Origin of the sequence: Paralcaligenes ureilyticus, from assembly GCF_004346225.1 — a bacterium.
GTDB lineage: Bacteria > Pseudomonadota > Gammaproteobacteria > Burkholderiales > Burkholderiaceae_B > Paralcaligenes > Paralcaligenes ureilyticus.
The window spans coordinates 18,094-30,923 of sequence record NZ_SMAJ01000009.1; the positions used below are offsets into that span (position 1 = coordinate 18,094).

Below are 12,830 nucleotides of genomic sequence, written 5' to 3' on the forward strand. Positions count from 1 at the left end.
ATCATGCAAACATTACAGAACCTGACGAGTGAAGCCCAGGCCTGGCAACCCATCGACCTGACTCGCAACGAGGAAGAGGTTTCTCGCGTCATGCAGATTTGCAATGCCTGCCGGTATTGCGAGGGCTTTTGCGCAGTTTTTCCGGCCATGACGCGGCGCCTGGATTTTACCAAGGCCGATGTGAATTATCTGGCCAATCTGTGCCATAACTGCGGTGCTTGCCTGCACTCGTGCCAGTATGCACCGCCGCACGAGTTCGGCGTCAACGTGCCAAAGGCCCTGGCCCAGGTTCGGCTCGATACTTATACGGAGTACGCCTGGCCTCGCTCCGTAGGGGCGTTATACAAGCGTGCCGGCGTCACCTTGGTGGTGGCGTCCGCCCTGGGCCTGGCCCTGTTCCTGGTGTTGGCGATGGCCATGACCGGCTCGTTGTTTCACGCGCCGATGGCGGGAAATTTCTACGCCATTTTTCCGCATAATCTGCTGGCGACGATGTTTGGCCTGGTCTTTCTTTTTGCCGTGGTGTCGCTGGGGCTGGGCGTGCGGCGATTCTGGCGCGACGTGTCGCCGGCCGAGGCGTTGCAAACCGGCCAGGGCGCAGCCCTTGCCGAGGCCGCAGGCGACGCCCTGAGTCTTAAGTACTTGGACGGCGGGCACGGCGAGGGTTGCAATGACGAAGACGATCGCTATTCGCTCGCGCGGCGGCGATTTCATCATTTGACGTTTTACGGTTTTTTGCTGTGCTTCGCCGCCACAAGTGTCGCGACGGTGTATCATTTTTTTCTTGGCTGGCCGGCGCCTTACCCGTACCTGAGCGCGCCCGTGGCGTTGGGTACAGCGGGCGGGGTCGGCTTGTTGATCGGGCCCGCCGGACTGCTGTGGTTGAATTTACGCCGGCATCCCTTGCAGGGCGATGCGGCCCAGAAACCCATGGATCGGGGTTTTATCGTGCTGCTGTTTTGGGTGAGCCTGACCGGCCTGTTGTTGCTGGTCTTGCGCGACACCTCGGCCATGGCCTTGTTGCTGGCGGTACATCTGGCGGCAGTCATGGCGTTTTTCCTGACCATGCCTTACGGCAAATTTGCGCATGGCGTGTTTCGTTGTGCAGCTTTGTTGAAAAATTCAATTGAAAAAAGACTACCCGGCCATCTTCGGCTGGGCTCGGATTAACTTGAAAGGAACGGAGACGATGAAAGCAATATCTTTGATAAAGACGGGCGCGGTCGCCCTTGCGGCCTGCGCATTCTGCGCGTCGGCCTATGCAAAATGGCCTGAGAAGGCGATCACGCTGGTGGTGCCCTTTAGTCCGGGCGGTACGACCGATATGGTGGGGCGGCCGCTGGCCCAACTGCTGAGCAAAGAACTGGGTCAGCCTGTGATTGTGGACAACCGCGCCGGAGCGGGCGGAACGTTGGGAGCAGGTTACGCGGCGCGAGCTCATCCCGATGGCTACACCATTTTTCTCGCGACGATCGCCCATACGATCGCGCCCGCCATCTATCAGCATCTGCCCTATAACTTCGAAAAGGACTTCGAGCCGATCACGGTCGTCGCATCGGTGCCTAATGTTCTTATCGTCAACAAGAAGCTGCCGGTCAATTCGACGCAGGAGCTGATCGACTATGCCAAGAAGCATCCCGGGCAGATTAATTTTGGATCCGCAGGCATAGGCAGCACTGAGGATTTGGCCGGGGAAATGTTCAAATCCATGACCAAGACCGATATGGTTCACGTTCCCTATAAGGGGGGCGCTCCCATGATGGCAGACCTGATTTCGGGTCAGATTCAAATGGCGATCGAGACCAGCGGCTCGGCAGGGGCACAGATCAAGGCCGGCACAGTCAAGGCACTGGCGGTCAGCACGGCCAAGCAATCCAAATATTTCCCCACCTTGCCGACTATCGCCGCCTCGGGCGTGCCCGGCTATGATTTCCAGACCTGGTATGGGATATTGGTGCCGACCGGTACTCCGGTAGAGATTCGCGATACGATTTACAAGGACACCGTGGAGGCCTTGAAAGACCCCAAACTGGCTCAGGTCTTCAATACCTTGGGGGCTGATCCGGGAGGCATGACGCCCGCCGAATTCAAAACCTATATTGCCGATCAAACCAAAAAATGGGGCGAAGTCGCCCAGACCGTGGGCATGAAGAAGAACTGACTCATTGTGTATGGAGACGCGGCCGGCTCGTTGACGAGCCGGCCGCGTTTCTTTCTATACGGCCGACGCAGCCGGGCCGTGTTGCCGCAGAAAATAGATCATATCGAGCTCCGGGCAGGCGTGATGCAAGCCGGTCAGTGCCGCGCTGATCTGCCCGCGATGATGGGTGGCGTGGTTGAATACGTGGGCGATGGTTCCCATCCACGGAGCAGCGGATTTTTCTCCGGCTGTGGAGGTATAGTGCAAAGAGCCCGCCATGCTTTGGGCAGAGGCGGATTCAATCAGCGTTTGCCAAAGCAGGTGCCGGCCGGCCAGTTGTTCGGCCAGCGCTTCGCGGTCGGCTTCGATTTCCTGCGCCAGGCTGGTGAATTTTTCCGGCTTGCCTATGAATCTGCCCAGCCAGGTTCGGTCAGCCAGCAAAAGATGATTCAGAGTGCCGTGGATGGAGTTGAAAAACAGCCCGGCGGGTGCGTGGTAATCGGCGTCTGTGACCTGTGACACGTGTTCGAGCAGCCGTTTATTTGCCCAGCCGTGATAGGCGGCAAGTGTCAGAAGATGGGACCTGAGGCTTGGCATGTCGGTCATGATGAGTCGGTTCCTCTTTGGCTGCATTGATCGGAGTCCGTATCAACGGACTTGCCTCGCTTCAGTATAAGCTGGCCGGGAATGCTGCCACCATTCCCGGATGTTGTCGTTTACGCGGGCATGACGCGTTCCAGGAATGCCGCCATGGCGTATTCAACGGTCGTCGCGCCGAGCGAGTCGTGCACGGCGGGCGAATTCGCCGGATAGAAATGTGTAGCGCCGCTTACTTTCACATGTTCGCAATGCAGGCCATGCGCCCTGAAACGGGCCACCATGTCCGGCGTGTGGCGGGCAACATAGTCGAGATCGTTTTCCGCGCTGATCAGGAGCAGCGGCGGGAAACTCTGGCTCGAGGCTGTGTGTTGTTCAATGTCTTGTGCATCCATGTATCCGGACAAGGCGATGACGGCCGCAACGGGCTCCTTCTCGCCCAAGGCAACATTCAAGGCGGTTCTGGCGCCGGCGGAAAATCCGCCGATGGCCAGTCTTTGCGGATCGATGCCCCATTCGGCGGACTGGGCCTTTATATACCGCAGGGCCAGGGCCATATCGTCGCTGGCCGCCTCGACGCCTCGCCACAGCAGGTCGTCGCTTGCTTTGGGCAGCCCCATGATTTTGCGCACCACATCCACTCTGGACCGCGGGAAACTCTTCGGACTGAATGTCACTGGGGTGTTGCCGGGCTGCGGGTCTTCCGGCACCAGGCGGTAATCGATGGAGCAGGCGACATAGCCGCGCCGCGCAAACTCGTGGCAATACCAGGCAACGGAATTGTTTCGCCGCGGCTCGTCTCCGTATGCGTCGTCCTCTTTCGAGCCGCGATGAAAGGCGCCGCCAAAGGCCATCACGAGCGCGGGCCGGTCGTGGGCAGGGGTGTTTAGCACGGGTTGATATAGATCGAGCTTCAGCTCTCGCAGGGCCGTTCCGCGATCAATGCCCGCGCCGACCACGCCCGTGCCATACACAATGTCTCTGCGGACTTGGACCTGATAGGGCTTCGATGGGTTCGATGCGCCCGGCGGGGTTGTGTTCAAGACAAAATCCTTAGTTGTTGATGGTGATGCCCGCATCGCGAACAATTTTTCCCCATACCTGCACGTCGTTGTTGAATATGGTTTGCCATTGGTGGGCCGTGGTGGGAGGGGATATGGGGATGGAGCCGTTTCGGATGATCATCTGGCGCATATCGGGCATGGCGAAGATTTTATTCACGGCGGTGTTGAGGGTTTCGACGACCGCCGGCGGCATGCCCGCCGGCCCAAACATACCGAACCAGCCCACGGCGTCAAAGGGCACGCCGGCCTGGCTCAGGGTCGGCAGATTGGGCAGTTCGGGCGAGCGAACCGGGCCGGTGATGGCCAGCGCCTTCACTCGTCCACTTTTAATCAGGGGCGTCATGGAGACCACATCCAGTATGCCGACCGTGACTCTTCCAGACAGGACTGCGGGCAGGGCCCCGCTTGAACCCTTGAACGGGATCTGCGTCATTTTGATATGGGCCAGTTGCTGAATTTTTTCCCCATTCAAATTGGATGGGGATCCGACGCCGAACGTGGCGTAGGTCACATCCGAGTCCTTTTTCCTGGCGGCGGCGATCAGGTCGGCCATGGTGTTGAGCGGCGAATCGGCCCGTGTGACAACGACCAGCGGCACCGTTGCAATTTGCGTAATGGCGGTGAAATCCTTGACAGGATTAAAGCTTAGGGTCTTGAACAATGCCGGGCCAATGGCAAAAGGGGCCGCCGTCAGCATCAAGGTATAGCCGTCGGGTTTAGCGTGGGCCACAACGGCCGCGCCAATATTCCCGCTGGCGCCGCTGCGATTTTCCACAATAACCGCTTGCTTCAACTCGGTCGTCAGCTTCTGAGCCAGTGTGCGCGCAGCAATATCGGTTCCACCGCCGGGCGGAAACGGAACGACCAGCTTGATGGGTTTGTCGGGATAGTTTCCGGCATAGGAGGCCGATGTGATGGCGGCCATGGCGAGTGCGATGCCGAACGATAATTTTCTGATCCGATTCATTGTCTCGTCCTTGTAAGGGTGGATTCGGCAATAATGAACTTGTTCTGTATAAAGATATAGAGGTAAAAAGCTATAGAACCATAAAGGAATCATATGAATTCTGATCCGCGTCAAATGGCTTTAAGGCTGCGTCGGCTGAAGTTGCGGCACTTCGAGGTGTTGCTGGCGGTCGCCGAACACGGCAGCCTGACCGCGGCGGCGGCCGCATTGGGAAGCAGCCAGCCCGCCGTATCGCAGCAATTGGCGGAGACGGAGGACGCGCTGGGATTTGCTTTGTTTTTCCGAGGCCGGCAGATCAAGCCCACGCCCTATCTGCCTGCGGTTCTTAGATATGTGCGCCGTGTGATCAACAATTCGCACCATTTGCAAAACGAGCTTGAAACGCTTGCCCTCGGAGGGCGAAGCATCGTGCGCGTCGGGACGATGCTGGTCACGGGAACGGAATTGCTGCCCAATGCCATTATTGGTTTGAGGCAACAGTCCGAGTTGATCCAGCTTGAAGTGGTCGAAGATATTGCATCCGGGTTGTGGTCCCGCTTTGAACGACAGGAGATTGATCTGATCGTCGGGAGGCTGGATGAACGGGCTTTTACGGGCGCGGTGCTCGTGGAGGCCTTGTATCAGGATCCGCATTGTGTCGTGGTCGGTCGGCAACATCCTTTATTGAAAAAGAAACGCGTGGTTTGGCGCGACACCTTGAGCTATCCTTGGGTGCTGCCGCCGCGGCATACCGAGTTGCGCCGCGCGATCGACGCCACCTTCCTGGATCAGAGCCTCGATTTGCCGGTGCCATGGATTGAATCGGCTTCGTCGACTGTGAACTTGGTGCTTCTGGGGAAGACAGATTGCCTGAATGTCGTCTCCCGGAGCGCCGCGCGGCTGTACGCCAAACTCAATGCCTTTTCCGTTTTGCCGTTGGAATTGAAATACGATGTCGGCCCGATAGGTATGGCCTGGGCGGATGAAGAAGAGAGTCCGGCATTGGCGGCGGTGTTGGCAGCTGTGCGTCGGTCGGTTGATCTTGGTTGAAGGTTATCGGTTGTGCTTTGCGATGGGATATGTTGAGCTACTGCAATTTCGACCACAATCAATGATATGGCCTACGACCTCATGCGGTTTACACTAGGCGAGACCCATTGATACACTGTGATCGTGCGGGAGTTAGTGGTTGAAACGCCGGCCGATTAAAGTAACTCGCTCAAAGCCGGAGACTAGGTTCGAATCCTGGCCGCACACCAATGCCGACACCCGCCCTACAGCCGTTTTTAGATGCCACTGGCCGTATCGTTCACCACCTGAACGCTATTGTGGTGGGCCTCAGCGCGGTCGAAGCAGGCAAAGCTGTAAAGCCCGCAACGATGGACATCTCGTGGTCGCCACTCGACCCACGGACATCCAGCCGTCAAGCGCGGACTTTTGCACTTCGATCCACATTGGTGTTTCTCTCTGAGGAGCTCAATGCCTATCTGGACCACCTCACAGCCTTCCCAAGCGTAGGCAGGCCAGAGGACTGGGACTCCAAGAGCAAAGCAGATCGCTTGATGGCCGTCTGGCGACTGTTGAGACTAGAAGACGATTTCACCCTCATGGGAGTGACCCTTGTTGAACATTGGCGAAATCGGATTATTCACCGAAAGTCGAATGCACATCTCACGGACGCGCAGCGGAAGATGTTCGTTGACGCAGTAAAGGAGATTGGCGAAAACTACAAAAATCTTGATCCGAAGCGAACCCTTGAGAACTTTGAGAAGAATGCTCCGACCTTGAAGGATGTCTCATCACTGACAGCTATGGCTATCCGATACGTTAAGATGCTTGATGAGGCCGTCCCTGAGCCAAAGAGCGCAGATGAAGTAATCAATTGGCTATCTGCACTGAACCTGTCAGACGCATTGGATCGAGTCCGGCGCATCTCCTCTGCCAAAGGAAAAGAAGAAGTCGGGGTCTCCACATTTTTCCGAACTCACTGCCCAGAATTACTAGATGCTTATACCTACTACTGCACCAATAAGCTTTAACTAGTCGACTAAGGACCCAAAGCGGAAGTTGGATGGCTTATCACCAACCACTGCCGACCAGCGCTTGCCGTCGCTCAAATCGTCGAACTCGCCGCCCAATAGCTGTCGTTCAACGCCCGACATGCCAAAGACTGGTCGCGCGAAGGCAACAATGGCCAAGAGCAACAGTGCGGGTTAGCCCTCCCTCCACGAGTTGAATCAAAAAGTGTGACTCTTCTTAGGGTTAACGTTAGCCCTTTGATAGTTACAGAATCACCCTGCCTGGTTACATTTAGGGAGCAAAACTTGGTGATGCCTGCACGTGACGGGCCCACTATTGAGGGAGCCTCTAAACGTGATTCTTCGCATCAATCGCCTTCGGCAGTTCGGTATCTTCACCGACTTCAATGGATCTGGCATTCAGCAGTTTGGCAGGTACAACCTTATCTACGGTTGGAACGGCACTGGGAAGTCAACACTTTCTAATGTCTTTTCTTGCCTTGAGAGCCGTTCATTGATCCCTCGTTTTGCTGGGGCTCAGTTCTCTATTGCACTGGACGATGGGACTTCGCTCACTGACGCAACCTTGGCGTCTTCATCACTGAACATCCACGTATTCAATCAACGGTTCATCCACGAGAACATTGATTGGGACAGGTCGGTAAAGAGCATTCTTCTCATTGCCAAGGAGAAGATTGATGACCTTCAGACTTTGGAGAAGAAGAAGGGTGAGCTTGGGGAAAAGCAAAAAGCGTACGCGACAAAGCTAACGGAAATCCGCACAAAGACGGAAGCGCAGGATAAATTTCTTACCAGTGCGGCTAAAAAGATGAAGACGGGTCTTCAGGCGATTGACACCAGCGATAGCTATTATCTGAACTATGACCGTCGCAAGCTCTCAAAGTTTATTGAGAGCAATGGTGAATCGGTTTTAAAGAGAGAATCGGTGCTTTCCGATGAGAAAGTCATTGAGCTAACAAATGCAGCAAAGCCGGACCTCCTGCTAAGCATTACCTTCGTCTCAGCAGCAATTGAGGAAGGCTACTTCAATAAGGCTGCCGGTCGTATCCGCGACCTGATTGGAACAACAGCAATTAATCAGGCGATAGAGCGGCTCACGGACAATCCTGATATCCGTGATTGGGTGCAAGAGGGCTTGGCAATCCATGAGCACCACAAGTCAGAATCTTGCGAGTTCTGCGGCGAACCTTTTACTAAACCCCGTGCGGAAGCCTTAGCCGCGCATTTCAGCAAGGAGTTCACTGACTTTCAAACGAGATTGAACAATGCGGCGGCTTGGATTGAATCCCAAGGTGCTCCCGCTAATAGTCTTCCTGCATCAACGAGCTTTTATAAAGAGTACGCTACTGAAGCGACGAAGCTAGAAGAGAAATACAAGCAAGCCGCCCAGAAAATCAATGAACAAATTGAAGGCTGGCGGGAAGCCCTGAAGGCAAAAATCATGGACCCCTCAAAAACAGACATTCAGATTGCGGATGTACGTGAGGATGATGTGGCGTACTTCAATGCCGTCTTGTCGTCCATTGTTGACCTAGTGAAGAAGCACAACAATAAGACGGACAACTTCAGTTCGGAAACCTCTAAAGCTAAGAAGTCTCTTGAGCTTCATTTTGCCGCGGCGGAGATTCAAGAGGTTGACTATGCGGGCAATGAGAATCAGTGCAAAGATTTGGAGGCAACCACAGCAGCTGACAAGACGGCGATTGATGGGCTTGCCTTAGAGGTGGGGAATCTTGAGGCTCTTCTATCGAATGAAACTGTTGGGGCTAAGGAGTTCAACGATGTTCTTCATCGCTTTATTGGCCGCTCGGACCTGTGCTTGAGCTTTAATCAAGCCAAGAAGGGTTATGAGATTATTAGAAACGGGCTTGGGGAGCATGATGGAAATCTGAGTGAAGGGGAGAAGACGGCGATTGCTTTCGTTTACTTCATCACGAAGCTCAAGGAGAACGGGAACAACATCAGAGACACAATTGTTGTTGTGGATGACCCTGTTTCAAGTTTTGACTCAAATCATCTTTTTCATGCCTACTCCTTCCTCAAAACCCAGTGCATAGATGCCAAGCAATTGTTTGTCCTCACCCATAACTTTACTTACTTCAAGTTGATAAGGGATTGGTTTACGACAATGAACAAGAACAGGGCACAGAAGAGCAAACCTGCGACTGCGTTCTTTTACCGGCTGGATGCCCCGCCGGGCTCACCCCGTCATTCCCTGCTTGTTGAAGCTGATGATTCGCTTAAGAATTACGGGTCTGAGTATCACTACACCTTCAAGAAGCTATACAAATATAGGGAAAAGGTTACGCTTGATCGCGATGAAGCCTTCTTGACCGCCAACCTCGCCCGAAAGCTGTTGGAGTCATTCTTTACCTTCAAGTTTCCCCGTGGTCGCGCGAGTCTGAGTCAGTTAATGGATGCTGGGCTTGAGGGCTGCACTATCACCACAACCGAACTGAAGGAAAAGATTTATAGGTTCATTAATAAGTATTCTCATAGCGACGTTATTGAAATCACAGAAGAATCCGCTGAGAACCTTGCGGGAGAGAGTCATAGTGTGCTGAATAACATCTTCCAATGGATTGAAGAGGTAGACAAGAAGCACTTTGATGAGATGGTAGAGGTCGCCCAAGAGGCGTGAGTGTGCGAAGGAAGCCCGCAGGCAGGAAATGAAGCAGACTATTTTTTGGGGTGCCGCAAAGCGGCCATTGGTGATTCAGCTTACAGCCTAGAGCGGACATCGCTTGGTGCCATCACGACGGCCGCTTTTGGCCGAGGCTGTGTGAAAACTCAAATATCGTGAAAATTCGTGGGTAGGGAGACCATTCCTAATGCTAAAAAAATTGAATAGCAGTCAATCTGAAAGGTCGATTTTTTAGCGCCTCAGATTTTTTAACGTTTTCACACAGCCTCGGCCGAATCCAGCCAGTTACGAATCACACACTTGAGACAATCAATCTAACTCGGCCATTTAACCGTTTCCATGTCGGGCCACAACGAGTATCAGTATCAGGGAACGGCCCCAACATCCGGTCCAGCAATAAAACGCTGGTCGCGACCCCTTTCTTGGCAGCAAGCAGCATGAAGTAGCTCAGAACCATCTTGGTTTATTTCCTGTTCCAACGCATGCCACTCGCAAGTCGGAACAGGCCACTACCGTTGCAAACCGCAGCCAGAACCCGCTCAGCGCGCCACACATAACAATTGAGCCATAATAATCAAAACAAGCTGCCCGGTTTGACGAGGTTTAGCCCCGCTTCCCCACACCCATGAGCCCCATTTCGCCTCCTGCGCCCGCGTCGCCGCGCCGCATCGCCCATCTGGATATGGACGCGTTTTACGCTTCCGTTGCGTTGTTGCGCTATCCGGAGTTGAGGGGACTGCCGGTGGTGATAGGCGCCGGCAGCCATGCCGAGCCCCAGGTGCAGGCCGATGGCACGCGCGTGTTCGCCCGCTTGCGCGACTATGTGGGGCGCGGGGTGATTACGACGTCGACTTACGAGGCGCGTGCGCTGGGCGTGTTTTCGGCGATGGGCATGATGAAGGCGGCGCGGTTGGCCCCCGATGCGATCATGCTGCCTGTGGATTTTCCCTCTTATCGCCATTATTCGCGCCTGTTCAAAGAGGCGGTGGCTGAGGTGGCGCCGGCTATTGAGGATCGCGGCATCGACGAAATCTATATCGATCTGACGGCCCACCCCGATCCGACGCGCGAACTGGGGCAGCGCATCAAGGCGGCCGTCAAGGAGGCAACGGGCCTGTGTTGCTCGATTGGCATTTCACCCAATAAGCTTTTGTCGAAAATCGGCTCGGATCTGGAAAAACCCGATGGTCTGACGATTTTAAGCATGGATGACCTGGAGCGGCGCATCTGGCCTTTGTCGGTGCGCAAGATCAATGGCATTGGGCCCAAGGCCGGAGCGCGCCTGGTCGGTCTGGGGATCAACACCGTGGCTGAGCTGGCGCAGGCGGCGCCGGCCTTGCTGCAGAAGCACTTCGGCCTGGGCTATGCGCGCTGGCTGGTCGAGGTGGCTCATGGCATTGACGAGCGGCCGGTGGTGACCTATTCCGAGCCCAAGTCATTAAGCCGCGAGACTACCTTTGAGCGCGACCTGCATGTAGTGCGCGATCGTGCTGTCCTGTCGGGGATTTTTCTCGACTTGTGCACTCGATTGGCCGCCGACTTGCAGCGCAAGGGTTATGTGGGGCGCACGATAGGGATCAAGCTGCGTTTCGATGATTTTCGCACGGTAACGCGGGATATCACCCTGCCCGATGCCACGGCGGATGCGCAGGCGATCCATCATGCCGCCGGCGTTTGCCTCAAGCGCATCACCCTGGATCACCGGATCCGTCTGCTGGGCGTGCGGGTCGGTACCTTGTCGCACAAGACCGATGCGGAGCAGAGTACGGAGGCGTTCAAGCACGGGGTTCAACTGACGCTGTGTTAGCGTTTGGCATGGGTTTTCAGGAAGCTTGTCATGGATAGTCCTTCTTTGATCTCCGCGTTTTTGCAGGCGATGGCGGCGCAGCCTGGCGAGGGCGCGCCTGCCGGCTTTGATGCCGGCCGTCTTGAAGTCACCGGGTCGGGTTCCCTGCCTTCGGCTTTTGCGGTCACCGAGTTGGCGGTTGCCGCGATCGGCTCGGCGGCCCTGGCTATGACCGAATACATGAATATGTGCTTTGGCCGGCGCCCGCCCGCCACCGTAGACCGCCGCCTGGCGTCTTTCTGGTTTCATACTTCCCTGCGGCCTCAGGGTTGGGTGTTGCCCGATGCCAGGGATCCTGTGACGGGCGACTATCGGACCCGGGACGGCTGGATTCGCCTGCATGCCAATATGCCGCCGCATCGCGCCGCGGAGCTGCGGGTGTTGGGGGTGGAGCCTGAGCCGCAGACGCTGCGGCGGGCCATTTCGACGTGGGATGCGCTGGCGCTGGAAACCGCGATCGTTCAGGCCGGCGGCTGCGCGGCCATGATGCGTACGCAGGAGGAATGGGCGCGTCATCCGCAGGGGCTGGCCGTGAGTGGCGAGCCCCTCTTTCATTATGAGCAGGGCGGTCGCGGTTTGGCCGATGAACTGCGAGGTACGTTGGCGCGGCCACTGGCCGGGCTCAAGGTGCTGGATCTGACCCGCGTACTGGCGGGTCCGGTGTCGACGCGTTTTCTGGCGGCCTACGGCGCGCAGGTGCTGCGTATCGACCCGCCCTTTTGGGTGGAGCCGGGCATGGTGCCTGAAGTGATCTTGGGCAAACGCTGCGCGCTGCTGGATTTTCGCGATCCGGCGCAGTGGGAGCGCTTCAAATCCTTGCTCGGCGAGGCTGACGTTCTGGTGCACGGCTATCGGCCCGACGCGCTCGAAAGGCTGGGTCTGGGCGCGCAGGCTCGTCAGAGGATACGGCCTGGCTTGGTGGATGTGTGCCTGGACGCCTATGGCTGGACCGGGCCGTGGAGCGGGCGGCGGGGCTTTGACAGCCTGGTGCAGATGAGCAATGGCTTTGCGCACACGGGCATGCAGCGCTTTGGGACAGACCGGCCAACGCCCTTGCCCGTCCAGGCGCTGGATCAGGCAACCGGCTACCTGATGGCGGCGGCCGTGCTGCGTGGCCTGACGCGGCGGCGGGCGGTGGGCCAGGGGTCGACGACGCGCCTTTCGCTGGCCCGCACCGCGGTGCTGTTGGCTTCGCTTCCTGGGCCTGGGGCGGTGGATGAACTCGGCCCGGAAACGCCGCAAGACTGTTGTGCTGAAGTCGAACGCACCGCCTGGGGGCCGGCTCATCGCCTTAAACCGCCCTGCGAGATTCAGGGGGCGCCCATGCAATGGGATTATCCCGCCTGTGCCTTGCGCAGCAGCTCGGCCCAATGGCTGCCGGCCGGCTAAACATAACATTCAGGCTGTTATAAGGTATTTTATATATCTTGTGGCTATATTCAAGTAATGATCGAATCGTTCTCAAGTTGCTGCAATGTTGTTAGCATAGGCCTATGTGCCACGGATAGTTCCGGCGCGGGCGCGCCGGATGCCTGGCATTCACTTTTTCTTGCA

At 56.4% G+C, this 12,830-nt stretch carries 10 protein-coding genes and 1 tRNA gene; 8 read left to right on the forward strand and 3 right to left on the reverse strand.

Features of this window, described 5'->3' with window-relative positions; translation table 11 throughout:
- Positions 1-3: 3 nt before the first annotated feature.
- Together tcuB and EDC26_RS12485 are read left to right on the forward strand one after the other, a co-directional pair.
- The gene (tcuB, locus tag EDC26_RS12480; RefSeq protein ID WP_132583075.1) at positions 4-1,170 is read left to right on the forward strand and encodes a tricarballylate utilization 4Fe-4S protein TcuB; all 1,167 of its coding nucleotides are present in this window, start codon (positions 4-6) and stop codon (positions 1,168-1,170) included.
- A gap of 19 nt (positions 1,171-1,189) precedes the next feature.
- Positions 1,190-2,161, forward strand: coding sequence for a Bug family tripartite tricarboxylate transporter substrate binding protein (locus EDC26_RS12485; protein ID WP_132583077.1), 972 nt, complete (start codon positions 1,190-1,192; stop codon positions 2,159-2,161).
- Between the two features lie 54 nt (positions 2,162-2,215).
- Here EDC26_RS12485 and EDC26_RS12490 read toward each other — a convergent pair whose 3' ends face one another.
- The 3 genes from EDC26_RS12490 to EDC26_RS12500 all read right to left on the reverse strand — a co-directional run bounded on the left by EDC26_RS12490 (position 2,216) and on the right by EDC26_RS12500 (position 4,768).
- Positions 2,216-2,746: a DinB family protein gene (locus EDC26_RS12490; protein ID WP_207915136.1), complete on the reverse strand. Its 531-nt coding sequence runs from the start codon at positions 2,744-2,746 to the stop codon at positions 2,216-2,218.
- Between the two features lie 110 nt (positions 2,747-2,856).
- On the reverse strand, positions 2,857-3,780 hold the full coding sequence (locus EDC26_RS12495) for an alpha/beta hydrolase (protein ID WP_165931024.1): 924 nt from the start codon (positions 3,778-3,780) through the stop codon (positions 2,857-2,859).
- Between the two features lie 10 nt (positions 3,781-3,790).
- A complete protein-coding gene (locus EDC26_RS12500; RefSeq protein ID WP_132583081.1) occupies positions 3,791-4,768 on the reverse strand; it encodes a Bug family tripartite tricarboxylate transporter substrate binding protein in 978 nt (325 codons plus the stop codon).
- Between the two features lie 93 nt (positions 4,769-4,861).
- Here EDC26_RS12500 and EDC26_RS12505 point away from each other — a divergent pair, with 93 nt between their 5' ends.
- The 6 genes from EDC26_RS12505 (at position 4,862) to EDC26_RS12525 (ending at position 12,665) form a co-directional block, all read left to right on the forward strand.
- Complete coding sequence (locus EDC26_RS12505; RefSeq protein ID WP_132583083.1) at positions 4,862-5,797, forward strand: LysR family transcriptional regulator; 936 nt, start codon at positions 4,862-4,864, stop codon at positions 5,795-5,797.
- Between the two features lie 123 nt (positions 5,798-5,920).
- Positions 5,921-6,006: transfer RNA gene (locus EDC26_RS20165), tRNA-OTHER, on the forward strand.
- A complete protein-coding gene (locus tag EDC26_RS12510; protein ID WP_132583085.1) occupies positions 6,007-6,786 on the forward strand; it encodes a hypothetical protein in 780 nt (259 codons plus the stop codon). It begins immediately after the preceding tRNA gene.
- A 334-nt stretch (positions 6,787-7,120) separates the two neighbouring features.
- Positions 7,121-9,427 (forward strand): ATP-binding protein, encoded by a 2,307-nt coding sequence (locus EDC26_RS12515; protein ID WP_132583087.1) that lies wholly within the window; start codon positions 7,121-7,123, stop codon positions 9,425-9,427.
- A gap of 628 nt (positions 9,428-10,055) precedes the next feature.
- Positions 10,056-11,237 carry a DNA polymerase IV gene (dinB, locus tag EDC26_RS12520; protein ID WP_132583089.1) on the forward strand — a complete coding sequence of 394 codons (1,182 nt, stop codon included), beginning with the start codon at positions 10,056-10,058 and terminating at the stop codon, positions 11,235-11,237.
- A 30-nt stretch (positions 11,238-11,267) separates the two neighbouring features.
- Entirely contained in the window at positions 11,268-12,665 is a 1,398-nt protein-coding gene (locus tag EDC26_RS12525) for a CoA transferase (RefSeq protein ID WP_207915138.1), read from the forward strand.
- Positions 12,666-12,830 lie beyond the last annotated feature (165 nt).